The 22,317-nt window shown below is 36.7% G+C and carries 26 protein-coding genes and 1 tRNA gene; 11 read left to right on the top strand and 16 right to left on the bottom strand.

From position 1 onward, the window contains the following. The first annotated feature begins 40 nt into the window (after window positions 1–40). Window positions 41–1,579, top strand: coding sequence for a flotillin lipid rafts scaffold protein FloT (locus CWR48_RS12080; RefSeq protein WP_115773485.1), 1,539 nt, complete (start codon window positions 41–43; stop codon window positions 1,577–1,579). A 109-nt stretch (window positions 1,580–1,688) separates the two neighbouring features. Here the strand turns inward: CWR48_RS12080 and CWR48_RS12075 are convergent, their stop codons facing one another. Both CWR48_RS12075 and CWR48_RS12070 read right to left on the bottom strand, forming a co-directional pair. Then, the gene (locus CWR48_RS12075) at window positions 1,689–2,366 is read right to left on the bottom strand and encodes a DUF421 domain-containing protein (protein WP_342772459.1); all 678 of its coding nucleotides are present in this window, start codon (window positions 2,364–2,366) and stop codon (window positions 1,689–1,691) included. Window positions 2,367–2,481: 115 nt separating this feature from the next. Then, the gene (locus CWR48_RS12070) at window positions 2,482–3,342 is read right to left on the bottom strand and encodes a DUF421 domain-containing protein (protein WP_115773483.1); all 861 of its coding nucleotides are present in this window, start codon (window positions 3,340–3,342) and stop codon (window positions 2,482–2,484) included. A 97-nt stretch (window positions 3,343–3,439) separates the two neighbouring features. On the opposite strand from CWR48_RS12070, the gene CWR48_RS12065 reads away from it, so the two are divergent. Beyond that, window positions 3,440–3,784, top strand: coding sequence for a DUF4363 family protein (locus CWR48_RS12065; protein ID WP_115773482.1), 345 nt, complete (start codon window positions 3,440–3,442; stop codon window positions 3,782–3,784). Between the two features lie 76 nt (window positions 3,785–3,860). Here the strand turns inward: CWR48_RS12065 and CWR48_RS12060 are convergent, their stop codons facing one another. The 5 genes from CWR48_RS12060 to tnpB all read right to left on the bottom strand — a co-directional run bounded on the left by CWR48_RS12060 (window position 3,861) and on the right by tnpB (window position 8,454). Further along, the gene (locus CWR48_RS12060) at window positions 3,861–4,481 is read right to left on the bottom strand and encodes a hypothetical protein (protein ID WP_115773481.1); all 621 of its coding nucleotides are present in this window, start codon (window positions 4,479–4,481) and stop codon (window positions 3,861–3,863) included. Window positions 4,482–4,603: 122 nt separating this feature from the next. Continuing rightward, complete coding sequence (locus CWR48_RS12055) at window positions 4,604–5,170, bottom strand: helix-turn-helix domain-containing protein (protein ID WP_115773690.1); 567 nt, start codon at window positions 5,168–5,170, stop codon at window positions 4,604–4,606. Window positions 5,171–5,350: 180 nt separating this feature from the next. Further along, window positions 5,351–6,256 carry a hydroxymethylglutaryl-CoA lyase gene (locus CWR48_RS12050; protein ID WP_115773480.1) on the bottom strand — a complete coding sequence of 302 codons (906 nt, stop codon included), beginning with the start codon at window positions 6,254–6,256 and terminating at the stop codon, window positions 5,351–5,353. 403 nt (window positions 6,257–6,659) lie between these two features. Next, window positions 6,660–7,175: a YbaK/EbsC family protein gene (locus tag CWR48_RS12045; protein ID WP_115773479.1), complete on the bottom strand. Its 516-nt coding sequence runs from the start codon at window positions 7,173–7,175 to the stop codon at window positions 6,660–6,662. Window positions 7,176–7,299: 124 nt separating this feature from the next. Next, window positions 7,300–8,454, bottom strand: a complete 1,155-nt coding sequence (tnpB, locus tag CWR48_RS12040; RefSeq protein WP_115773478.1) for an IS200/IS605 family element RNA-guided endonuclease TnpB — start codon at window positions 8,452–8,454, stop codon at window positions 7,300–7,302. A gap of 308 nt (window positions 8,455–8,762) precedes the next feature. Between tnpB and CWR48_RS12035 the strand changes: the two genes are divergently transcribed. Then, on the top strand, window positions 8,763–8,987 hold the full coding sequence (locus CWR48_RS12035) for a hypothetical protein (RefSeq protein ID WP_115773477.1): 225 nt from the start codon (window positions 8,763–8,765) through the stop codon (window positions 8,985–8,987). A gap of 72 nt (window positions 8,988–9,059) precedes the next feature. Here the strand turns inward: CWR48_RS12035 and CWR48_RS12030 are convergent, their stop codons facing one another. From CWR48_RS12030 to CWR48_RS20425, 3 genes are all read right to left on the bottom strand, one after another. Continuing rightward, window positions 9,060–9,686, bottom strand: a complete 627-nt coding sequence (locus tag CWR48_RS12030; protein ID WP_115773476.1) for a metal-dependent hydrolase — start codon at window positions 9,684–9,686, stop codon at window positions 9,060–9,062. A 129-nt stretch (window positions 9,687–9,815) separates the two neighbouring features. Beyond that, window positions 9,816–10,094: a DnaA N-terminal domain-containing protein gene (locus CWR48_RS12025; protein WP_281270278.1), complete on the bottom strand. Its 279-nt coding sequence runs from the start codon at window positions 10,092–10,094 to the stop codon at window positions 9,816–9,818. Between the two features lie 59 nt (window positions 10,095–10,153). Further along, on the bottom strand, window positions 10,154–10,300 hold the full coding sequence (locus tag CWR48_RS20425; protein ID WP_170140743.1) for a hypothetical protein: 147 nt from the start codon (window positions 10,298–10,300) through the stop codon (window positions 10,154–10,156). 311 nt (window positions 10,301–10,611) lie between these two features. Between CWR48_RS20425 and CWR48_RS12020 the strand changes: the two genes are divergently transcribed. Continuing rightward, complete coding sequence (locus CWR48_RS12020) at window positions 10,612–11,187, top strand: Maf family protein (protein WP_115773475.1); 576 nt, start codon at window positions 10,612–10,614, stop codon at window positions 11,185–11,187. A gap of 659 nt (window positions 11,188–11,846) precedes the next feature. Here the strand turns inward: CWR48_RS12020 and CWR48_RS12015 are convergent. Then, window positions 11,847–11,918, bottom strand: a tRNA-Val gene (locus tag CWR48_RS12015). Window positions 11,919–12,167: 249 nt separating this feature from the next. On the opposite strand from CWR48_RS12015, the gene CWR48_RS12010 reads away from it, so the two are divergent. The 6 genes from CWR48_RS12010 (at window position 12,168) to CWR48_RS11985 (ending at window position 18,474) form a co-directional block, all read left to right on the top strand. Then, complete coding sequence (locus CWR48_RS12010; protein ID WP_115773474.1) at window positions 12,168–13,898, top strand: ABC transporter ATP-binding protein; 1,731 nt, start codon at window positions 12,168–12,170, stop codon at window positions 13,896–13,898. Then, the gene (locus CWR48_RS12005) at window positions 13,888–15,723 is read left to right on the top strand and encodes an ABC transporter ATP-binding protein (protein ID WP_115773473.1); all 1,836 of its coding nucleotides are present in this window, start codon (window positions 13,888–13,890) and stop codon (window positions 15,721–15,723) included. Before CWR48_RS12010 ends, CWR48_RS12005 begins: the two co-directional genes overlap by 11 nt. Before the next feature lie 55 nt (window positions 15,724–15,778). Beyond that, window positions 15,779–16,504, top strand: a complete 726-nt coding sequence (locus CWR48_RS12000; RefSeq protein WP_115773472.1) for an alpha/beta hydrolase — start codon at window positions 15,779–15,781, stop codon at window positions 16,502–16,504. 121 nt (window positions 16,505–16,625) lie between these two features. Next, entirely contained in the window at window positions 16,626–17,144 is a 519-nt protein-coding gene (locus CWR48_RS11995) for a YjcG family protein (protein ID WP_115773471.1), read from the top strand. Continuing rightward, on the top strand, window positions 17,141–17,563 hold the full coding sequence (locus tag CWR48_RS11990) for a GNAT family N-acetyltransferase (RefSeq protein WP_115773470.1): 423 nt from the start codon (window positions 17,141–17,143) through the stop codon (window positions 17,561–17,563). Before CWR48_RS11995 ends, CWR48_RS11990 begins: the two co-directional genes overlap by 4 nt. Before the next feature lie 203 nt (window positions 17,564–17,766). Continuing rightward, window positions 17,767–18,474, top strand: coding sequence for a DUF421 domain-containing protein (locus tag CWR48_RS11985; protein ID WP_115773469.1), 708 nt, complete (start codon window positions 17,767–17,769; stop codon window positions 18,472–18,474). A 33-nt stretch (window positions 18,475–18,507) separates the two neighbouring features. Here the strand turns inward: CWR48_RS11985 and CWR48_RS11980 are convergent, their stop codons facing one another. From CWR48_RS11980 to CWR48_RS11970, 3 genes are all read right to left on the bottom strand, one after another. Further along, window positions 18,508–18,747 (bottom strand): hypothetical protein, encoded by a 240-nt coding sequence (locus tag CWR48_RS11980; protein ID WP_115773468.1) that lies wholly within the window; start codon window positions 18,745–18,747, stop codon window positions 18,508–18,510. 113 nt (window positions 18,748–18,860) lie between these two features. Beyond that, entirely contained in the window at window positions 18,861–19,064 is a 204-nt protein-coding gene (locus CWR48_RS11975) for a hypothetical protein (RefSeq protein ID WP_115773467.1), read from the bottom strand. A gap of 177 nt (window positions 19,065–19,241) precedes the next feature. Next, window positions 19,242–19,472, bottom strand: a complete 231-nt coding sequence (locus CWR48_RS11970; RefSeq protein ID WP_115773466.1) for a hypothetical protein — start codon at window positions 19,470–19,472, stop codon at window positions 19,242–19,244. Window positions 19,473–19,668: 196 nt separating this feature from the next. On the opposite strand from CWR48_RS11970, the gene CWR48_RS11965 reads away from it, so the two are divergent. Further along, on the top strand, window positions 19,669–20,136 hold the full coding sequence (locus tag CWR48_RS11965) for a CotY/CotZ family spore coat protein (protein ID WP_115773465.1): 468 nt from the start codon (window positions 19,669–19,671) through the stop codon (window positions 20,134–20,136). Window positions 20,137–20,314: 178 nt separating this feature from the next. Here CWR48_RS11965 and CWR48_RS11960 read toward each other — a convergent pair whose 3' ends face one another. Then, window positions 20,315–20,845, bottom strand: a complete 531-nt coding sequence (locus CWR48_RS11960; RefSeq protein WP_115773464.1) for a CotO family spore coat protein — start codon at window positions 20,843–20,845, stop codon at window positions 20,315–20,317. Between the two features lie 76 nt (window positions 20,846–20,921). Next, on the bottom strand, window positions 20,922–22,307 hold the full coding sequence (mgtE, locus tag CWR48_RS11955; RefSeq protein ID WP_115773463.1) for a magnesium transporter: 1,386 nt from the start codon (window positions 22,305–22,307) through the stop codon (window positions 20,922–20,924). Between the last annotated feature and the right edge of the window lie 10 nt (window positions 22,308–22,317).

The raw sequence follows: 22,317 nt of genomic DNA, 5'->3' as shown, positions 1-22,317 counted from the left end.
CTAGGTATTTTTATTAATATTATTCTAAGGAGGAAAATATATGTTTGCAGGTATTCCAACAATTATTTGGATTGTTATTGCAATTGTCGTCTTTGTATTAATAGCACTTATCGCTGTATTTGTGACAAAATATCGTACTGCCGGACCAGATGAAGCATTAATCGTAACCGGTAGCTATCTCGGCGGGAAAAATGTACATGTCGATGAGTCAGGGAATAAAATTAAAATTATCCGAGGTGGTGGTACGTTCGTCCTACCTGTATTTCAGCAAGCAGAACCACTAAGCTTACTGTCTAGTAAGCTCGAAGTATCCACTCCAGAAGTTTATACGGAACAAGGTGTGCCCGTTATGGCTGATGGAACAGCAATCATCAAAATAGGTGGATCAATTAGTGAAATCGCAACAGCTGCAGAACAATTCCTTGGCAAATCGAGAGAGGATCGAGAAAATGAAGCAAAAGAAGTGCTAGAAGGTCATCTTCGTTCCATTCTAGGTTCGATGACCGTTGAAGAGATTTATAAGAATCGCGATAAATTCTCTCAAGAAGTGCAACGCGTTGCTTCTCAAGATTTAGCAAAAATGGGATTAGTTATCGTATCCTTTACGATTAAAGAAGTAAGAGATAAAAATGGTTATCTGGATTCATTAGGTAAACCACGAATTGCGCAAGTAAAACGGGATGCAGATATTGCCACAGCTGAAGCAGATAAAGAAACACGAATTAAACGTGCAGAAGCTGCAAAAGAAGCACAAAAGGCTGAACTGGAACGTTCTACTGAAATTGCCGAAGCGGAAAAAGAGAACCAATTGAAGACAGCAGAGTTCCGTCGCGAGCAAGATATCGCAAAAGCCCGTGCCGACCAAGCATATGATTTTGAAACAGCACGTGCAAAACAGCAAGTTACGGAGCAACAGATGCAAATCAAGATCATTGAGCGCCAAAAACAAATTGAACTAGAAGAAAAGGAAATTCTTCGTCGAGAGAAGCAATATGACTCTGAAGTGAAGAAAAAAGCAGATGCTGATCGATATTCTGTGGAACAAGCAGCGATCGCAGATAAGGCAAAACAAATTGCTGCGGCAGATGCTAATCAATATCGCATTGAATCTCAGGCGAAAGCAGAAGCGGAACGTGTTCGGGTTGACGGTCTGGCTAAGGCAGATGCTGAACGTGCTCAAGGGGAAGCGGAAGCAGAAATTATCCGTCTGAAAGGGATTGCCGAAGCAGAAGCGAAGCAAAAAATCGCAGAAGCTTTCGAACAGTTCGGGCAAGCAGCTGTGCTTGATATGGTAATGAAGATGCTTCCTGAATATGCAAAAGAAGTGGCAAGTCCACTTGCTAATATTGATAAGATTACAGTTGTTGATACAGGCGGCAGCGGTGTAGATGGCGGCGCGAACAAAGTTACTGGTTATGCGACAAATCTGATGTCAACATTACAGGAATCACTAAAAGCATCCTCCGGTATCGATGTGAAGGAATTGCTTGAGAATTTAACAGGAAAGAATAACGTCGCAAACGATCTTGATCTTGGCAGAATTCGTTATGAGGCAGAAAAAGCTGAAACGAATAATTAATCTAGAAACTGAATAGCCCATTAAACCTAAGCGATGACGAATAAAAGGTCCTCTGCTTAGGTTTTTTGTTTTAAGATAACTTAGTGTAAGCTGTTTTCCCTATAATAGTTCACTCTTTTTGGGTATCATCACGCTTATCGATATAAAGTGAACCATCTTGTTGCAATTCTACATAAAAAACATTTTCACGGTTAAGGTTCAATATTTTTAGTTGATTACCTAGCCATGCTTCCGTAATACCTACTTCTCTTAGATTCTTTTCTACAACTTTCCCATCAACAATAAGCTCCATTGGCATATACTTAGGCTTAACAGTAAATCCATGCTGTTCTTTGTTTGTAAGTGGCTGAAATTCATGCTTTAACATTATACTTAATTTACCATTTGGTTCAAATACTGCATGGTAAATCTCATTTATTGAAAATATATTCTTCTCTCTAAATAACATGCTTAAATCATCCATGTTTAAATGTAACTTCCTTAGCTCCCTTTCAAGAATTTTTCCTTCTTTAATAATAATAACTGGTTCCCCATCCGTAATGACTCTTACTTTAGAAAATTTTAACCCCAAATAATTAATTAGGATGGTTAGTAGTGACCACCAAATAATACTTACGAGACCATTTAGCATTGAAGTATGAGACTTTCCGGCAATTTCACCCGCAATAGAACCAATGGTTATCCCAGTTATGTAGTGGAAGAAAGTTAATTGACTCAATTGTTTTCTTCCCAGTATTCTTGCCATCAGTAGGAGAACAAAGAAAACAGTGGTTGACCGAAAAAGCATTTCGATTAAGTCAAAGTTAGGTATCATAATTTTTCCTTATGCATCAATATTTTTAGTATAAACTTGTACTAACTACTTGCATTAGGCAATACACACATCTCGAATAAAGAAACAATCATTTTAAATATGGCAAGATTTTGTCAAGTACATCTTGTAGCCTTGCTGCTTGGGCCGAATACATTTCCTTGGCTTCTAAATTATCGGTTTCCAATGAGAATATTTCAAAATCCGCTTGTAATTTTTTTAACTCAGCCGCTAGCAATGGTTTCTGCTCTACAGGAGTAAGCTTGGCTTTTTCAACGTAGAAATCAACATAGATTCCCCCTTTTGAATCAATTTGTGCGAGAAAGACATTTTCAAAATCAATTGCACCCTGCTTTTGTATTTCTCCCAATAACCATTCTTGCGAATAGCCAAGTATAGCAAGGTTTTCAGCTAATACCTTCCCATCGGCAATTAGAATCGTTGGACTATGCTCCTGCTCAAGGGCCATCCCTAATATACGTGGTGTAATTGGTTGCTCATCCGTTTTTTTCATTACACTTAGTTGGCCATTTGTTTCTAATACCGCAAGTTCGACATCTGCAACCTTAAACGATCCTTTATCCCTTAATAGCATCAACAATTCATCAATAGATAGTTGATTTTTTTTCATACTTTCCTCTAATACTTCACCATTTTTAATAATAATCGCTGGTTTCCCATCGGTAACCTTTGCAAATTTTCTAGATTTCAGCCCAAAATATGCCAACACAATTGGAAAGAGCCCCCATATAATCAATGATATTAATCCATTCATGATCTTAATGTTTTGGTCGACAGACATACTTGCAGCAATGGAACCAATTGTGATCCCCACACAATAATCAAAAAATGTTAACTGTGCAATTTGTTTTTTCCCCATCGCTCGAGCCATAATAAACAATATGATAAAAGAGCCTATCGAACGGATTAATATTAAAGCAAATTCTGGCACCGTTATTCCTCCTATTAATTCATCTTTGTTATGAAAGCTTTTCTTATTATTGGACAATCTAAGCATAAACATTCAATATTTAGGAGGTTTCATAACGTTGATAAAGAAATTGCTTATTAGCTTGTTCTTGGTAGCCATTCTTTCAGGGTGTACCAATCCTGTCGGTGGAGATTACTTTTTCGAACAGATTGACATAATAGAGCAGGCAATGAATGAACGACAAATAGATTGGCAACAAATAGAAGTCCAATCAAAGGAATTGAAAAAACTATATAAAGAAAACAAATGGAGAACACAATTAATTGGCGATGAAAGAGAATATGAAGGATTAAGTGAAAGTATTGCCATCTTAATTGCGGCTGTCGATGAAAAGGACGCAACACAAGCTAAAGTAGAATTGGCTACTATTAAATCAATTATTGAAGATATTTATTCTTTATGAATTATTTTCCTTTTGCTGCAGCATTCAAAGTAGTCGCTGCAGCTATTTTCCCATGTTCATATTCTATTAGAAATATTCAGTAAAACAGTTCCCTGTCCCCTCCTTCTTCCTTAATTACATCCTCAGTTATTTTTAATTCAGCTACATTATGTTCACTGAGAATGGTACGCAATTTCCCCATCATCTCTTCCGAAGTAATGACACAACGGAAGGTTTCGAATCTTGTCTTGATTATGATTTCATGTTGGTTATTTACTTCCGTTGAATAGCCATAGAATCGATGATTTACCTCAATTAGCACAAATTCAAATGATTTCATTTTTCTCCAAGCGATAAATCGAGCACCACATATGATGCCTTCATCTGTAATCGCAAACATATTAAGGAGTTTGGAAAACTGTAACATTGGCAGCATGAGTAATAGGTACAATGTCCAGTAAAATTCCAAATAAAACTGCCCGAGACTAAACATCGTAATTACGTATACAAGAATAACAACATAGGTGATGATTCCACCTTTTTGTTCTGAATAAGTAGGTGCTTTGATAATTTTCTGGGGGAATTTCCGAATAACCGCTAATTCATTATCTGAAGCTGGTAACACAATCTTCTGCTTCATCTTAACCAAAATATGAATAAAACGATACACACTGAATAATATAATTGCCGCAAAGGATATTTCAAAGAACAATTCCAAGTCATCCCCACCTTTTGCTAATCTTCTTGCTTTTATTATCTGATTAATCAATATTAAAAGCAAGAGGTTCTTACCAGTTTTGAAATCTCACGATGTATTAGTATCACTTAATTCCGCCCTTACTACGATCGTTCAATAAAAAGCGTGAATACCTTCGCTTCCTCATCATCTACCGGGATGAAAAGATGTGGCTTTGATCCTTGAAAATAAGCGCTATCCCCTTTTTCCATAAAATGTTTATCCCCATTATAAGACAAGAAAATCGAACCCTCTAAAATATAAATAAATTCATCTTGGGAATGTGTATATGATTCTTTGCGTTGATTGATGTTTTTTGGGGTAACATGGACGATTGTTGGTTCAATTCCACTAACCTGGGAGCGATTTGCAAGTAGTTCATAGGAATACCCCATGTTCACATCCCCCACTTTTGACTCGCGATTTGATTTTTTTTGAAGCACAAAATCTTCTTCCGTTTTATCATCTAAAATCCACGCAAGCGGAACATTCAATACTTCACTTATTTTTGAAAGTGTAGCAACAGCTGAAGCAGTTTGCCCATTTTCAATTTTTGAAAGCATGCTCTTTGAAATATCACATTGATCAGCAACCTGTTGCTGTGTCATTTTCTTCCGTAATCGTATTTCCTTTAATTTGGAGCCCATAGTATGAAGATTGATGACTCTCATTCCTTTCAAAATATACCAACTTTACATTGATTTTATCATAGAATAGCTATTAAAATGCGTCAAGAATATAATAGTGGTCTGTGTAGTCTATCTGAACACAATAAATAGAAATACCGGAATTTTAAGTGCTTAAACATACTTAAAATTACGGCACTTTATTCATATCCCCATTAATTATTATCATATTGCACTTTTAATATATGCTAATGATCTACTTGGTAATGCTTTTCCCAATTTTTCCTGAATATACAATGATGCTTCTTGGATCTTTTGTTCATCAATACCCGTATGAATACCTAGTCCGTGGAGAAGATACAGTACATCATTTGTCGCAACATTTCCCGCAGCACCTTGGGCATAAGGACACCCACCAAGTCCACCAATCGAACTGTCGAAGCGATTGATGCCATATTGCATCGCGGTCATAATATTAGCGATTGCCATCCCCCTTGTATCATGAAAATGCATGATGATTTTCTCTTTTTGATAATGACGGAGAACTCCTTCTAGGAGCTGCTCGACCTGTGATGGAACTGCAGAGCCAATCGTATCACCTAGTGAAATATCATCTACACCGAACTCCAATAGCTTCTCACATACTCGGAGTACCTCACTTGGTGCAATTTTCCCTTCATGCGGGCAATCAAAAACGGTGGAGACATAGCCTGTTACAAGTTTTCCTGCCTGTTTTGCTTCTTCGATTACTTGTTTTAAAATAGGATAGGTCTCAGCAATTGATTTATTAATATTATTCAAATTATGTGTTTCACTTGCGGACATAAATACGGAAGCTCGATCAATACCAACTTCCAGTGCAAAGTCCAAGCCTTTTAAATTTGGTACGAGGGCTGAATAAGAAACGTTCGGATTTCGCTTAATTTGCTTTCCAACTATACGAGCATCCGCAAGCGCCGGAATCCATTTGGGATTAACGAACGAGGAATACTCTATTTCCTTTACCCCTGATTCGGACAACATATTAATCCAAGCAATTTTATCGACAGTTTCTATCCATGATTTTTCATTCTGTAAGCCATCACGAGGTCCAACTTCTTTAATCTGCACGTACTTTGGCAAATTCGACATACATTCCCCTCCATGCTTTATTGTTTTATCAATTAAAACAGGTAACTTTAATATAGATTATGAGCAAACGCACGCTCCCGTGCGAGCAATCTATTCAGCGGAAATATCATATGAATGCGGTTTCATTACACATTAAAATTTCTATCAAATTGGCGTTATTACTTCAGTTTATTCAATTAGGTTTATTATGATTCAACATTGTTGAATCAAGTGTATAACAAATATTCTAACAATGTCAACAGCATTGCATATGAGTTGGTAATTCGGTAAGCAATTTCGATTTGATATCGGTCTTCTTTAAGATAAATATTTTTTTCTAGTTGACAGCCTTATTTGCATCTATGCAGTGATAAAATGTTTCCTTCAAACAAAAAAACGCTTGAAATCAAGCGTTTTCTACTATTCATGCCCTATCGGCGGCTTCCACAGTTTCCTTACTTCCTACTGGCTCCCATCCTTTGCAAACATCTACCCAATCCATTGCCTGCGAAAATTGGTATAATTCATCAATTGACAATTGAATTGCTGAATTCGTACTGCCACATGCTGGATATAGGGTTGTAAAACGTTTCATGGAGACGTCCAAGTAAACAGCTAAATCATTTGCAAGGCCAAACGGGCATACTCCACCAATCGCATGACCTGTTTGTTTTAACACTTCTTCAGGAGATAACATCCTTGCTTTAATAGCAAATGTATGTAGGAATTTCTTATTATCAATTTTCGCGTCCCCCGCTGTGACAATCAATATTGCCTTATCCACTTCTCCTCTAAATGATAATGTTTTAGCAATTCGAGCAGGAATGATCCCTATAGTTTCCGCTGCTTGATCAACTGTAGCACTCGACGTCTCAAATTCCATGATATCTGCTTCTCGATTCCATTTTTTAAAATGAGCCCTTACACTTTTAATTGACATGTTTATTCATCCTTTACGGTTTAGTAATAAATGAATAATAACATATTTCAATTGGACGACCCCCACTTTCACTTCGTTTGGAAGTGGGGGATTCCTACGAACACCAAAGTATCCTCCAGTTATCTTAGTAGGCTAGCCCCGTAGTTCCTACGGTTAGAAGTCTAATTGCTTCTTTCTTAAGATTTTGTCCTGCGTTAATGTCTCTATCGTGATGTATGCCACAAGCTGGGCAATCCCATTCACGGAGACTTAGATTCTTAACGTCTTTATTTCGATAGCCGCAATTCGAACATAATTGAGAGCTAGCGAAGGTTTTTGACACAACAACGACTTCTTTCCCATACCATTCCGCTTTGTACGCAAACATTGTTCGAAATTGTGACCAGGATGCTTCACTGATGGCTTTTGCTAGTTTGTGATTTTTCAGCATATTGGACACCTGCAAATCTTCTATTCCGATTACATCGTGGTTTTTGATGATCGCTGTAGAAAGCTTTTGCAAATAGTCTTGTCTTGCGTTCACGATTTTTTCATGTATGCGGGCTACTTTACGTTTTTGTTTTTGAACATTCTTCGCTTCATCCAGTTTACATTTTCGTTTTAAAGCTGCCTGTTGCCTTCTGGAAAGAACACGCTGTGCAACAGCTAATTTCTTTTCCAATGTCCGAAACCATCTAGGATTGCCAAATACTTCACCAGTTGAAAGAATGGCAAAGTCCTTTATTCCAACATCCACACCAACAGTTGAACCTGTTTTCGGTAGCTTCTGTACCTCTGCTTCTGCAAGAATAGAAATGAAATATTTTCCACTGGGATTCCGTCTGATTGTCGCATTCAATATACGTCCTTCTACTTCACGGCTTTTTGCAAACTTGACTAATCCAAGTCTTGGCAGCCTGATTTTGTTTCCTCTAATCGCAATATTACCGTTCGTATGCTTGGTTGTGTATGATTGTACGTTATTCTTTTTTGACTTAAATCGTGGCGCTTTGTTTTGTTTCTTGAAGAATCGAATATATGAATCAGCAAGGTTTTTGAGGGAGGATTGAATCGCAATGCTGTCTACTTCTTTTAACCAAACCAATTCTTTCTTTAGTTGTGTTAATTGAGAAGAACAGGTGTTATAAGTTAACCCATTACCTGTCTCAACATACGCATTTTTCCATTTTACTAAAAAATGATTGAATACAAAACGGGAACAACCAATTGTTTTTGCAATCAAAATAGCTTGTTCTTTGTTTGGGTAGATACGAAACTTGTAAGCTTTGTTCACAAGCACCTCATTCACCTCGCATTATACAAACGTTTGTTCTCATTATACCATAAGGCGCAAACTTTTTGCTACCACCAACCGACATTCATCCCCCACCTACTCATTCACATTCCTTGAGGAGGGAGTCTTCTGTCGGGTAATGATAAAAGGACAGAACAAGCTGATTTATAACGGACACCTTCATTATTTTATTTGGATATCTATACTTACATAAAGGTTAGCTATGCAATATGAAATAATTGGAACGAGTATTAACTAATAAAAATTTAAAATCAGCAAATAATATAGTTACTATGTGAGAAAAGGGGGAAACCATGGTGACACAACAACAAATTGATGTAAATCAACTGTCACAAGCAAAGGCAAATGTAACATTAACACAGGATTTATTGACGCAAGCGATTGAGAAATCGACTTCTGATCAAATACTTGCCCAAGAAGCAATCAAGCAAGCATCAAATGAAATCTCGCAAGCATTAACAGCGGTTAGCCAAGTAGAGCGCGCAATCCAGACACAACAACAACCAGCCTCAGAGTAACACTTTCACTAAGAAATTCGTTTTAGAGAAAAACCTCCGAGTTACTTTAATTGTGAAGTAACTCAGAGGTTTTTATATTTCTTTTGATGATAGTGGCAAGAATAGCTTTATGCCCCGCTTATTGAACGGTAGAAATTTACTATCGGCAACCAAATGGCTTATGTATCCGGAAAGGCAAGTATAGTAAATACCTTCTATTCCAAGCGAACCCTCTAAATTGGAAGCAATAATCCCAAAGAAAATTACACCAAGTATCGAGTGGGTATAGCTTCGATGCGCTACAAACGATGCGATTAGGATATATATCCCAAGCAGTACCAACCACAATTCCTGATGTGAGATACCACCTACTAACACACCAACTCCAGTGATTGTGAGCATATGCTTTTGCTTAATAAACGACGATCCTATTATCATTGCCAATCCAATTGCAATACCAAGCAGACGCTTATTTGCTACACCTTCAAAAATGCTGTATACAATCATCAACATTCCTATTAACAGTGCTGCAGCCTGAATTACTTTATGGGATAGTGTGATTTTATTCCGTAGCTTACCATCGATATCAAGGTCAGGAATCAATCCAGAAATTCCTCCTACTCCAACTAATAACATTGTAATAGCTGGTGAAGACTGATAATGATTTGCGACAATAAATCCCGCAGCCGCACCAATTGCAACGTGTGCTGTTCCATTCATAATAAAATACCACCTTCGAACTATATTTTGTGGTATTTTCGTAAAACACCAGGCTTTATTTTACTACAAAATACGTATGCTGTGGGGAATAGATGTGAGTTGATTATTATTTGTCTATTTTATTAACTTTTATACTTTATCATTGAGCCCTTTTTTCCTTAATATATCAAATAATCTCTCGCGTTCCTTAGGTGATAAATTATTGATATCGTTCAATATATCAGCTACTCTATCGAATGGTAAAGAGATTTTCCCTTTCTTCCCCACACAAGTTAACTTTATTTCAGGTACTTCTTTTGTAAGCTCCGAAAACGTTTCTTTAATCAAAGTCGTATAGTTCATTTCTAGCCAATCTCTCACAAATTCATTTTCCACAATGATTAGCAAGGTATCTCCATCTTTTACCATCTTAGTTAGTTTGAATCAAGTGTCAAAGCTTGATTTAGATATACGCTCGCTTATTTTCTCTAACACAGCATTCCATAATTCCCGATCGTTTTCCATAATACTCCCCCCTCTTTCAACATGAATATCCACTCGTTAACCTGTGTATCCATCGTCACTTTACCTAATATTTTACTTTTCAAGAGAGGATTTTCATTGAGCCCCATCACATTTGACCCTCCTCATCTTAGGTTAATTATGAATAAATTTCAAAAAAAGCATATGTTGGAGCAGATTACTTTTTTCATATTATTAAAAACTTAGAGTTAACCAAGCCTTTACGTGACAGCCTTAGTTGAACCTATGTAGTAAATCTTACCAACTAAAAAAAGTGTGCGATACAGTCAATGGTGTTGGATTGGTAAATCTTTCAATAATAGTCCATTATCAAAAACACAGTTTAAATCATATCTATGATACGTGTATACTAAAGGCTACTACTAAAAATACACAAATACAACACCGACTGGAGGAATAACGTATGTCAAAGGAACTTATCCTAGCGTCATCGTCACCGAGAAGGCAAGAACTTTTAAAGCAAGTAAAAATTCCCTTCACACTACGAAAACAAGGCATAGATGAATCACAGATCAACACGTCTGATCCAGAAGAAAAAGTGAAGAAATTAGCTAAGCTAAAAGGACGTTATACTCCCATCCTACATAAAGATGAAATTATTCTATCTGCAGACACCATTGTTTCTTACAATCATAAAATATTTGAAAAGCCAAGGAACAAAGATGATGCATTCCAAATGATTTCTGCATTAAGCGGGGACAAACATGAGGTATTTACTGGCGTCATGATAAGGTCCTCTGACGATGAAATTATATTTATAGAACGAACAACGGTTGAATTTTGGCCGTTATCCACAGAGGAAATCTATTGGTATACATCTACAAATGAGCCATATGATAAGGCAGGCGCCTACGGAATTCAAAGTCTGGGAGCAATGCTTGTTAAGCAAATTATTGGAGACTACTACAATGCCGTTGGGTTACCAATTTCCCGTGTAGTTAGGGAGCTTAAACAATTTGGAGTGTATCCGAAAGAATAATTATAGAAAAGGGATTTTATGTTTAGGGATGCAAGCTAAGAACGAGCATCCCTCCAAAATTTTACACCTGCGAGCTTTCAAATACTTCATTTACTTCATTAGCAAAGTATTCAAAGCTAGAAAGCACAACAACATTATATTTATATACCGATAAAGTGAAACTGTAATCTGTAGGGATCTTACTGCCAGTTCATGTGGGATAAAAATCTTCTTATCATCTAAAATGATAATTAATAGCTTTATTATTGACTTCTCTTAAAATTATTACAAATAGCTAAAATTGAAAAGTAAGCGTATAAATAGACCGAAAAGCATTATTTTGTTCTAGGGGATAATTGTAATTTGACTTGATCGTGGTGATCGGAAATAAGATTTTTGGGAAATTGTCATCATTTTTCCATTAAAACCCAAATTATAAATCCGATTTGTATTTCATGCCTATACATTTCCAAGTGTCTTCACATAACAAACACATTCATGCATCCGACTGAATTTATTTTTAATCGTTTCTTTATCATCACTTACATGTTTTCAAATGGCGTAAATAACCTTTTATGCAGCACGAAGCAAAGATGGGCAAATTCTCATACGTTATCACAATAGAATGAAGACAACAAAAAAAGACACACACCATAATTATGGAATGTGCCTGAAACTGATGATCTGAGAGGGATTCGAACCCCCGACCCCTTCCCTGTCAAGGAAGTATTCTCCCGCTGAACTATCAGATCGTAATATGTAATTTCCCCCGGTTCTTTACTAAAATACGAAAACATATGTAACAAGAAGTAACTATTACTATAATAGCTTCCACCCATTCTGTCAACAACAAAATACCGATGATTTATTAATTCCTCAACCCAAATGTTGCTCCAACCATTCCCACAATTTACTTCGTCCCTCGAAATACAAACTAGCGAAAATCCCTCCAACCCATTATAATAGTAACAAAATTGCATTATTTGTGATGGAGGGTCAATGTGAGAAATGTTCTATCGTTTTTAAAGCCATATAAATTCCCCGCGGTTTTCGCTTTTTCCTTAATGCTTACCGAGTTAGCCATTGAACTACTTCTCCCATTTTTCCTTGGAAAGATGATCAATGATGGGGTACTTAATCAAGATATAAATAATATTACAATGTGGGGCAGCATTATGCTTGGCCTGGCAATCCTCTCGCTCGCCATTGGCATAACGAATTCATTCTACTCATCCCATGTAAGTTTTGCATTTGGGTATGATCTAAGACAGAAATTATTTGAAAAAATCCAATCCTTTTCTTATAAAAATATGAATCAATACCCAACATCCGCACTTGTCACACGTTTTACGAACGATGTGCGCCAAATTCAAAATACGGTATTTATGTCGCTTAGAATCATGGCTAAGGCACCATTAACCGTTATCGGCGGCGTAACGATGGCATTTATTGTAAACGCTAGACTAGCACTCATATTTCTTGTAACAGTACCTCTTCTAATCCTTTTCCTATTATGGATTATGAAGTATGCAAGTAAAATGTTTATGAAGGTGCAGCAAAATGTTGATAATGTCAATCGCGTGATGCAAGAAAATCTGGTTGGCATGCGATTAATCAAAGCATTTATGCGACGGGATTACGAGGAATCACGATTTGATGAAGTAAATGAAAGCTTAGCAAATACAACAAAAACAACATTTCGAATGATCGAAGCCTCTATGCCGGTGCTGCTTTTTGTTATGAATGTAAGCCTAATCATTATTCTATGGTTTGGAAATATACAGATTGGTACAGGGCAAACGGATGTTGGTCAGGTTGTAACCATCGTTAATTATGCATTACGTGTGACAATGTCAATATCCATGTTTTCCTTTATTATTATGACTCTTTCCCGTACGAAGGCATCTGCCGAACGAATCGATGAGGTTTTCCGTGTTGAAGTCGATTTAAGCGATAAACCAGAAGCAAAACCGAATTTATCTATTACTAAAGGAAAAGTAGAATACAGTGTGGTTTCTTTTTCCTATCCTGATGCAGATAAATTGGTACTAGATAATATTTCATTCACTTTAAATTCTGGTGAGTCATTAGCCATTATTGGTGCTACAGGCTCTGGAAAGACCTCTTTATTCCAGCTTATTCCTAGACTTTATGACCCGGCAGAAGGTAAAATATTTATCGATGATCAACCAATTAACACTTATCAGTTAAATCAACTTCGTAATGGTATTGGTTATGTTCCGCAAAGCCCCTTATTATTTACTGGTTCAATCAAAGATAATATCACCTGGGGTAAAACGAACGCAACAATGGAGGAAATAATTCAAGCTGCAAAGGATGCACAAATCCATGAAACGATTATGGCACTGCCAGATCGATATGATACGAAAGTTGGTCAAAAAGGGGTAAATCTCTCTGGTGGACAGAAACAAAGAATATCGATTGCCCGTGCATTTGTCCGTAAACCGAAAATATTAATGCTCGATGACAGTACAAGTGCACTTGATTTAGCAACAGAAGCAAAGCTCCTTAACGCAATCAAAATATACCAATGTACGACATTAATTATTACTCAAAAGATTTCAACTGCTAGTACTGCCGATCGCATTTTACTGCTCGATGCAGGTAAAATCCTCGCCATTGGCACACATGAGGAATTATTAAGTAGCTCCTCACTTTATCAGCAAATTGTTGAATCTCAATTTGGAAAGGAGTTTACATATGTCGAATAGCGAATTAAAGGCACCCTTTCAATACAAGAAGATTCCAATAAATCAAGAATCCACTAAAGGCCAGAAAAGAGCCAAAAACATGGCGGAAACCCTAATCAGAATTTGGTCTTATTTGGCTAAAGAAAAAGGGAAACTATCTCTTGTCATTCTAATGGTCGCTATTAGCTCTGGACTAAGTTTATTAGGCCCGTACCTGGTAGGAACGGCAATTGATAAATTCATTGTAACACGGGAGATTTCTGGGTTTGGTTACTTGTTAATTAGCCTGCTTTTCGTTTATCTTTTTCATTCATTGTCATTATTTTTACAAAGCTTCTGGATGATTAGGATTGCACAGAATACGGTTTTCGATATGCGTAAGGACTTATTTAACCAATTTCATCGACTTCCAATCGCATATTTCGATAAACGACAACATGGAAATTTGATGAGTCGCTTAACAAATGATATTGACAACGTAAATAACGTACTTAATTCATCGGTTATTCAAGTTTTCTCCAGTATCCTAACATTAGTAGGGACGGTAGTTGTTATGTTGCTGCTAAGCCCTATTTTAACACTTGTTACGATGATTATTATCCCGTTGATGTATTTTGCTACAAGATGGATTACAAAGCGAACAGGACCGCTTTACAAAATGCAGCAAAATGATTTGGGCGATATCAATGGTTATATTGAAGAAGTCTTATCAGGGCAGCATGTTGTTCAGACCTATTCCCAGGAGAAAAGAGTAATCAAACAATTCGAGCAGAAAAATAATCGGTTGAAACAGACAGGATTTTGGGCACAAAACATTGCAGGGTTTATCCCAAAATTTATGAACACATTGAACTTCTTAAGCTTCGGATTAATTGCTCTAGTTGGTGGAATCCTGTCGATTAACACCTCGCTCGTAACAGTTGGAATGATTGTCATTTTCATTGAATATTCACGGCAATTCACTAGACCATTAAATGAGCTTTCCAACCAATTTAATTTGCTACTTTCAGCTGTTGCAGGTGCTGAACGGGTATTTAATATCATGGACGAAACACCCGAGGAGAATGATGAACAAGATGCAGCAGAGATTGCATCGACCACTGGTCATATTATTTTTGACAACGTTTCTTTCGCATATGAAGCGGCGCCAATATTGAAGAATATTAGCTTTGAAGCAAAACCAGGGGAAACGATTGCTTTCGTTGGCCATACTGGCGCAGGAAAAACGACGATTGTCAATCTTATCTCACGTTTTTACAACTATGATGATGGGAGTATTACGCTTGATGGAAATGAATTAAATAAAATTAAACGTTCCAGCCTTCGTAAGCATATGGCATTTGTCCTGCAGGAATCTTTCCTCTTCCAAGGAACCATTCGAGATAATATTCGCTATGGTCGCCTAGATGCAACCGATTCAGAAGTCGAACAAGCTGCAATGGATGCGAATGCACATGAATTCATTAAACAGCTGCCAAACGGTTATGAAACAATTCTCGATCAAGAAGGAAGTGGGATTAGTCAGGGACAGAAACAACTATTAACAATTGCTCGCGCACTAATCGCTGAACCATCCATTCTGATTTTTGATGAAGCGACAAGTAATATCGATACTATCACCGAAATAAAAATTCAAGATGCCCTACAGCGCCTAATGTATGGAAGAACAAGCTTCGTGATTGCCCATCGGTTGAATACGATTCAAGATGCTGATCAGATTATTATGCTGGAACATGGGGAAATCGTCGAGAAAGGAAACCATGAAATCCTTATTGAACAAAAAGGGCAATATTATCAACTATATAAGGGTCAGTTAGTGAATGAAGGAAATGAATCATTAGAGTAAACCGATAAATCATGATAAACTATTGCTAAAGTAATCTATTTTCGAGGTGTATACGATGGAGAGAAAAGGATCCTTTATTGAGAAAGAAATCCAAAGTAGTTATTTAAATGAAACCAAGGCTGTAAAGATATATTTGCCTGAATCATTCTCCCCACTTAATAAATACAATCTATGTATCATGCAGGATGGGAATGATTATTTTCAAATGGGCAGGATTGCAACACTTAGTGATCGCCTGCACGCAGAAGGCGAGATTGAGAATACAGTGTTTGCGGGCATACATTATAAAAATAAAGCAGATCGCCGCAAGAAATATCATCTCGAAGGCGAAGAGCACGAGGCATATACGAACTTCATTGTTCGCGAAGTAATCCCGATGCTTGATGAAATCATCCCTAACCTGCAAATGGGTAGGTCTCGTGCATTAATTGGCGATTCACTTGCCGGATCGTTCGCCCTTTCAACAGCGATTCGTTATCCTAATACGTTTGGAAAAGTAATCATGCAATCACCTTATGTCGATGCAGCATTACTTCAAAAGGTTAAAAATGCAGCAAATCTTGATATGCTTGATATTTATCATACAATTGGTACTGCTGAGATAGAGGCTGCGCTATCTGATGGGAAAACGGAAGACTTACTAACGCCGAACCGCGAACTAAACAAGCTATTACAAGAGAAGAATTCCAATTATTTTTATTATGAACTAGAAAATGGCGACCACACTTGGAAGTATTGGCAACGGGATATGGAACGTGTATTAATTACAATGTTCAACTAATGCTTTAATTAAAGGTTAGAAAATACTCCAAACTCTGCTATAATAAATAATAATACACTTGATTCTAGAAATGTTCCGAAAATAAAGATTACAACTATATCTTGATTGAGGAGGCTTTAATATGAAATATGGTATTACAATTTTTCCATCAAAACCAATCCAAGACGTGGCAAACTCTTATCGTAAAAGGTATGACCCGCATTATTCACTTATACCACCACATCTCACATTAGGTGAACCGTTTGAATTTGATGAACAATCGGTCGATGGATTAATTCATGATTTAAAGGTTATTGCTAACGAAACCAACCCGTTTACCATCAATATTAATAAAGTTAGTACATTTACACCTGTTTCAAATACCATTTATTTTAAAGTAGAACCTATTAAAGAACTACTAGAATTAGAAAGTAAAATCCATCAAAGTAAATTCAAGATTGAAAGAGAGCATACCTTTGTACCGCATATTACAATTGCCCAAAAGCTTACAAATGATGAATATTCGGATGTTTTTGGTCGACTTAATATGGATAAGTTCCAATTTGAAGATAAAATTGATCGTTTTCAATTACTCTACCAATTGGATAATGGATCATGGACCGTGTACGAAACGTTTGTTTTTGGAAAGGAATTAGTATGATTGTCAGAGTAATCGAATCAGATAACGAATTACAGCAAGCGTTCAATGTTCGAATGGAAGTTTTTGTACTTGAACAGAAAGTATCAGAGGACATTGAAATTGATGAACTAGAAGAAGAAGCAACCCATTTTATTGGTTACGAAGACATGACTCCCATTGCAGCTAGCCGTCTTCGCTTCGTTGAGGAGTATGGTAAACTGGAACGGATTTGCATCTTGAAAGACTATCGTGGAAAATCGCATGGAAAAGAATTGATTGAAGCGATGGAGGCTACCATCAGCGCCAAAGGATACAAGAAAGCTAAATTAAATGCACAAACACATGCAGAAGGCTTTTATCAAAAATTGGGGTATACCACAGTGTCTGGAGAGTTCTTAGATGCTGGAATCCCTCATGTTACGATGATTAAAGAGCTATAATTAAGAAGGCATTCCAATCTAACTGGAATGCCTTCTTTCTATATGCCCATTACGAATGATTTCTTCCTGAACGGGTTAAGCTAAGGTAGAAACTTTAGAAAACTTAGGTTTAACCCAAGCCATTCGGTGAAAGCCTTAGTTGCACTTATGTAGTAAGAAATATTTTATACTTTCTTAACTACCAAATAAGGGGTATATCTTCTATGTTGAATTATTTTCAAATGTTTACCGATACGATTTTCGGCTTTATCGCATTGTTTGTTTTAACGAAGTTGCTTGGCAAAACACAGATCTCACAGATCACAACATTTGATTTTATTTCCTCTTTGTTGTTAGGAGAGCTTGTAGGAAATGGATTATTTGACCCGGATATCGGGATACTGCAAATCGGCTTTGTTGTTTTCCTCTGGGGAGCTTTAATGTATGTTACTGAAATTATTACTCAGAAGTTCAAAGGGACTCGTGCATTCATTGAAGGCAGCCCATCAATTATTATCTATAAAGGAAAATTAATACGCGATATAATGAAAAAAAATAAGCTTGATATCAATCAGCTTCAGCATTTACTAAGAGCAAAGGATGTATTCTCCATTCAGGAAGTTGAATATGCAATTTTAGAGACAAATGGGACATTATCAGTTTTGAAAAAATCATCCTTCCAGACACCTAGTCGAAAGGATATGAAATTAGCCGAACAGGATGTCACGTTATCGACAATGCTAATTAATGATGGAGAGATTATTTATGATAATCTCTTGGAAAAGAATCTCTCAAAAGAATGGCTCCTTCAAGAATTAAAAGAGCAGGATTTTGAACGTGTAGAGGATGTATTTTATGCTGAATATATAAAGGGCGAAAAGCTGTTTCTCTTTCCGATTATCAATCGAAATCATAACAGATTCGATGGATAATAATATGTTTACCACAACTTTTTTTATCCGATATTATACCCATCCGCTAAAGTATCTGCCCTTTCCGGTAAGTATTTCATCAGATATTATTTGCTCGGGGGTCTGATAGGTACTTCTAGATGTTCGCGCAAATTGATTAGCGAACTCCTGATGTTTCTTTTCTAATACAACCTTAAATGGACTGTCGATTGAACTTACTTTTCTTCTTTCAGTTGAAATTCGATTTTGATAATCGTTGTATTGGTAAGTTTCAATTGGTAGTATATATCCCATTTTCTCACACCCCCGTAGATGTTACTTATTATACGCTTCGTTCGAAAGCGCTTTTATTTGTCCGTTTTTTGTTTAATTTATTAATATTTACTCTAATAAGCCAAAGATGATGCCTATTCTTCCATCATTTTTTCTAATTCCTTCATGACTCCCTCGATGGCGTTTATTCCCTCAATAAAATCCTTATCCCAATTTGTAGCATTTTTTTCAAATGTATGCATCTTCTTTTCTGGATGCTGGAACCATTTCTCATTTTTCTCCAAATGCTTTTCAATGTCTGCTAGATGTTTTAGCCACGGAATATTCGGTTCTTCCATTTATGCTCCTCCTTTCCGAATCATAGAGTGATACTTTATTTAAGGGTAAAGCCATACACCCCATTACATGTTGGGATAAAAACAGAGAGCAGCTCAATTCAGCTGCTCTGATCAATTATACTTACACCCATTCGCTGCCATTATTTATGATAGGGAAGCTCAATAGTTACTTCTTTATTAAAACCAAAAAGGTCTTCTTTCCCTTCTAGCTTCACTTTCTTCCTCGCGATGATGGTTATTTGACTCGTGATGTTCCTGTTGTTCATTGTGTTCTGATACTCTCTCTTCATTCCGACGCTCTCTATGATTTCCAAATAAAGGGTCCCGTCGATGCGAATTCTCAATAATGACATTATCAGCTTTTATCACTAAATCTTTCACATGAATCACTTGCTTATTATCAGACATATCCCCACACTCCTTCCATTAGTCGATATTAGTTTATGATACTTATCCCAAATAGATATAGTCATCCGCCCTTTAATGAAAATCTTTCGCATATGGGTATTTTCTGCTGAAATATATGTAGATGCCCACACCATCCATGTCGTCCCACATATTGTATTAAAGAAAGTCAATACATTTTTGAAAGGAGTAATTACACATGGGTTGTGGAAAAGATTTCGATACAGGGAGCTGTGTCGCTGATATTCTTAAAGAGATAGTCGAAGCTCAAAATGACATCGTAGAAAATTGCTGTGATACTGGTTGTGAACAGTCAATTAATGATTTACTAGGTGAGTCAGAAAAAGGAAATGGATTAGATACCGTTCCAATTATTCTATATAATAGAGACGGCTCGCCATTTAAAGGATTTGGTGCACCGAAAGACCATCACAAAATTGGTGAAATTGTAGCCAGCTTCATTTTCCGAGTGAAAAAAGTATTTGACGACAATTGTGCCGTTCTTGAATTATTATTATCAGATGGTGAAACTTGCGGGCATGACCATTTGAAAGATCCAACAGATCAAAGCACAAAAGACCTAGAAGCTACTGGCATTTGCATTACGGTTGATTTAAACTGCTTCTGCCACGTCACATGCCTACCAGCAATTAACGCATTCAACTAATTAAATATATATAAAAACACCATGAATTGGGTTAGCCCATATCATGGTGTTTTTTTACTAGGTAGGTGCAACTAAGGCTGTCACCTAAAGGCTTGGTTAAACCTTAGTTTTCTAATAGTATCGGGAAGAATAAACATTTCTTAAGTCAATTCCAGCGCTTGAGCTTTTATTGTTCCATTTAAAAGCTAATCATTCGAATTTCTGTAATATCTGCAAATGGGATAGAGGTTAACGTTGTTCTTCTACCTACTTGCATAAATACCGTATCATCTTTAAAATCCGTTACGATTCCTCGATGTGACTGTTCATTTGTTTTAACTTCGCATTTTACTTTTGGTGCAAAGGTTGGCGAGTCAGCTAAATACAACGCTTTTTCTTGAAGTGTCATCTCTTTAAATTGCTTTTTTCGATTCTGTGTGGCTTGCTCTTTTACTTCGTCAACCTTTTCCTGAACCGGCTCTTGATCGATTGTTTCTTCAAGATTGTCAACCGTTTTCCCCATCAATTGTTGCTGGAAAGTATTATGTTTAACCCTTTTGCGTGGTGCAGCAGCAGATTTCAATTGTGTATCTGCAGTTGATTCCGAACTGATTACATCTTTGCGTCGTTTTGGTGATGTGTATTGATGCTGCATCGGTGCAGCCGGTCTACTAATACTTGGTTGCTGAATATAAAGCATTGGCTCGTTTGCAAATTTCTTATCACTCATGGTTCATTTCTCCTTTCTCATCCACTAAACTAGTATATGAACCCAGTTTTTATTTGTGAGCAGGAAAGGCGAGTGCCTAAATCAAATATGCCATAAACGTTGTTGCTAAGCCAAAATAGATTAAAATGGAAATAATATCATTAATCGTTGTAATAAATGGTCCAGATGCCACTGCTGGATCAATCTTAAACGAGTCCATAATCATTGGTACAAGTGTTCCTGCAAGGGTTGCAACGGTCAAGGATACCATAATCGAAACACCTACAAGCATTCCTAAGAAAAGATCGCCTTTCCAAAAATAAATAATAAACATAATAACAATGCCACTTACTGTTCCCGTAATTAACCCTGTTCCACCCTCACGTAATATTAATTTCATTTTCCCTTGTTTTTCGTATTCTCCCGTAGCAAGTCCACGAATAGCTACTGCTAATGCTTGTGTTCCTGCATTTCCCGCTGTACCACCAATTAATGGAATGAAAATTGCTAATACAGCAACTTTTTCTAATGTCGCTTCAAATTGACCAATTAATGTTGCAGTAAACATTCCTAAAAATAGCAGAATAATTAACCAAGGCAATCGTTTTCTAGCGGAGGAAAAAGCTGTATCACTAGGTTGATCTTTATCTGATATAGCCGCGAGTTTGGAATAATCCTCACTTGCCTCTTCTTCCATAACGTCCAAAATATCATCGACCGTAATGATTCCTAATAGATGATTCTGGAAATCTACAACTGGTAGTGCAAGGAAATCGTAATCTCTAAACATTTGTGCAACTTCTTCTTGGTCCTTACCGACAGAAACTGCGACAATTTTTTCACTCATAATTTCCTCTATCATTGTACTTTCATTTGCAATAATTAAATCACGTAAAGATAGAACACCAACCAACTGTTTGTCATCATTCAGTACATATAAATAATAAATCGTTTCTGCGCCAGGTGCTTCTTTCTTCAAATGCTTCATTGCCTGTTCTGCTGTTTGCGCCTTGAATACTGCAACATATTCCGTCGTCATAATACTTCCGGCGGTTTTCTCCTCATAATGGAGTAACTGTTTAATTTCATCTGCCGCTTCTTTGTCCATTATTGTTAAGAAGCTTGCAACTTCCTCTTTATTCATTTCATTTAATATATCTACTGAATCATCTGCAGGCATATCAGAGAAAACCATTGCAGCGAATCTTGGATCCATCTCGATGAAATACTGTTTTGTATCTTCCAATTCGATATTTATCATAATTTCTGCAATTTCTTCCGGAGATAAATAGGAATAAATAATCAATCTATTTTCCTTTGATTGCTCGATGAAGAACATCGCTTGATCGTATGGATGTATTACTAAAAACTGTTCTCTAAATTCATCTAATTGTTCATTCTCTAGTGCTGTTTCAATCTTCATCCAATGCTCTTGATATTTTTCCTCATATTGATCCTCATAGTTCTTGTGTGTATCCTCCATGTGATCACTT

Origin of the sequence: Oceanobacillus arenosus (genome assembly GCF_003369575.1) — a bacterium.
Classification (GTDB): Bacteria; Bacillota; Bacilli; order Bacillales; family Amphibacillaceae; genus Oceanobacillus; species Oceanobacillus arenosus.
The sequence above is the reverse complement of the archived record's forward strand: the minus strand, read 5'-3'. Positions and strand labels throughout refer to the sequence as shown.

What these genes read in the sequence shown, in the direction of transcription:
- mgtE (WP_115773463.1), bottom strand. Translation starts at nt 22,307, where the DNA reads ATGGAGGATACACACAAGAACTATGAGGATCAATATGAGGAAAAATAT.
- CWR48_RS11990 (WP_115773470.1), top strand. Translation starts at nt 17,141, where the DNA reads ATGATTGTCAGAGTAATCGAATCAGATAACGAATTACAGCAAGCGTTC.
- CWR48_RS12050 (WP_115773480.1), bottom strand. Translation starts at nt 6,256, where the DNA reads ATGTCGAATTTGCCAAAGTACGTGCAGATTAAAGAAGTTGGACCTCGT.
- CWR48_RS12055 (WP_115773690.1), bottom strand. Translation starts at nt 5,170, where the DNA reads ATGAGAGTCATCAATCTTCATACTATGGGCTCCAAATTAAAGGAAATA.
- CWR48_RS12080 (WP_115773485.1), top strand. Translation starts at nt 41, where the DNA reads ATGTTTGCAGGTATTCCAACAATTATTTGGATTGTTATTGCAATTGTC.
- CWR48_RS12025 (WP_281270278.1), bottom strand. Translation starts at nt 10,094, where the DNA reads ATGGTAAAAGATGGAGATACCTTGCTAATCATTGTGGAAAATGAATTT.
- CWR48_RS11980 (WP_115773468.1), bottom strand. Translation starts at nt 18,747, where the DNA reads ATGGGATATATACTACCAATTGAAACTTACCAATACAACGATTATCAA.
- CWR48_RS11970 (WP_115773466.1), bottom strand. Translation starts at nt 19,472, where the DNA reads ATGTCTGATAATAAGCAAGTGATTCATGTGAAAGATTTAGTGATAAAA.
- CWR48_RS12035 (WP_115773477.1), top strand. Translation starts at nt 8,763, where the DNA reads ATGGTGACACAACAACAAATTGATGTAAATCAACTGTCACAAGCAAAG.
- CWR48_RS11960 (WP_115773464.1), bottom strand. Translation starts at nt 20,845, where the DNA reads ATGAGTGATAAGAAATTTGCAAACGAGCCAATGCTTTATATTCAGCAA.
- CWR48_RS11965 (WP_115773465.1), top strand. Translation starts at nt 19,669, where the DNA reads ATGGGTTGTGGAAAAGATTTCGATACAGGGAGCTGTGTCGCTGATATT.
- CWR48_RS12020 (WP_115773475.1), top strand. Translation starts at nt 10,612, where the DNA reads ATGTCAAAGGAACTTATCCTAGCGTCATCGTCACCGAGAAGGCAAGAA.
- CWR48_RS12075 (WP_342772459.1), bottom strand. Translation starts at nt 2,366, where the DNA reads ATGCTTTTTCGGTCAACCACTGTTTTCTTTGTTCTCCTACTGATGGCA.
- CWR48_RS12030 (WP_115773476.1), bottom strand. Translation starts at nt 9,686, where the DNA reads ATGAATGGAACAGCACACGTTGCAATTGGTGCGGCTGCGGGATTTATT.
- CWR48_RS11995 (WP_115773471.1), top strand. Translation starts at nt 16,626, where the DNA reads ATGAAATATGGTATTACAATTTTTCCATCAAAACCAATCCAAGACGTG.
- CWR48_RS12005 (WP_115773473.1), top strand. Translation starts at nt 13,888, where the DNA reads ATGTCGAATAGCGAATTAAAGGCACCCTTTCAATACAAGAAGATTCCA.
- CWR48_RS11975 (WP_115773467.1), bottom strand. Translation starts at nt 19,064, where the DNA reads ATGGAAGAACCGAATATTCCGTGGCTAAAACATCTAGCAGACATTGAA.
- CWR48_RS11985 (WP_115773469.1), top strand. Translation starts at nt 17,767, where the DNA reads ATGTTGAATTATTTTCAAATGTTTACCGATACGATTTTCGGCTTTATC.
- CWR48_RS12000 (WP_115773472.1), top strand. Translation starts at nt 15,779, where the DNA reads ATGGAGAGAAAAGGATCCTTTATTGAGAAAGAAATCCAAAGTAGTTAT.
- CWR48_RS12045 (WP_115773479.1), bottom strand. Translation starts at nt 7,175, where the DNA reads ATGTCAATTAAAAGTGTAAGGGCTCATTTTAAAAAATGGAATCGAGAA.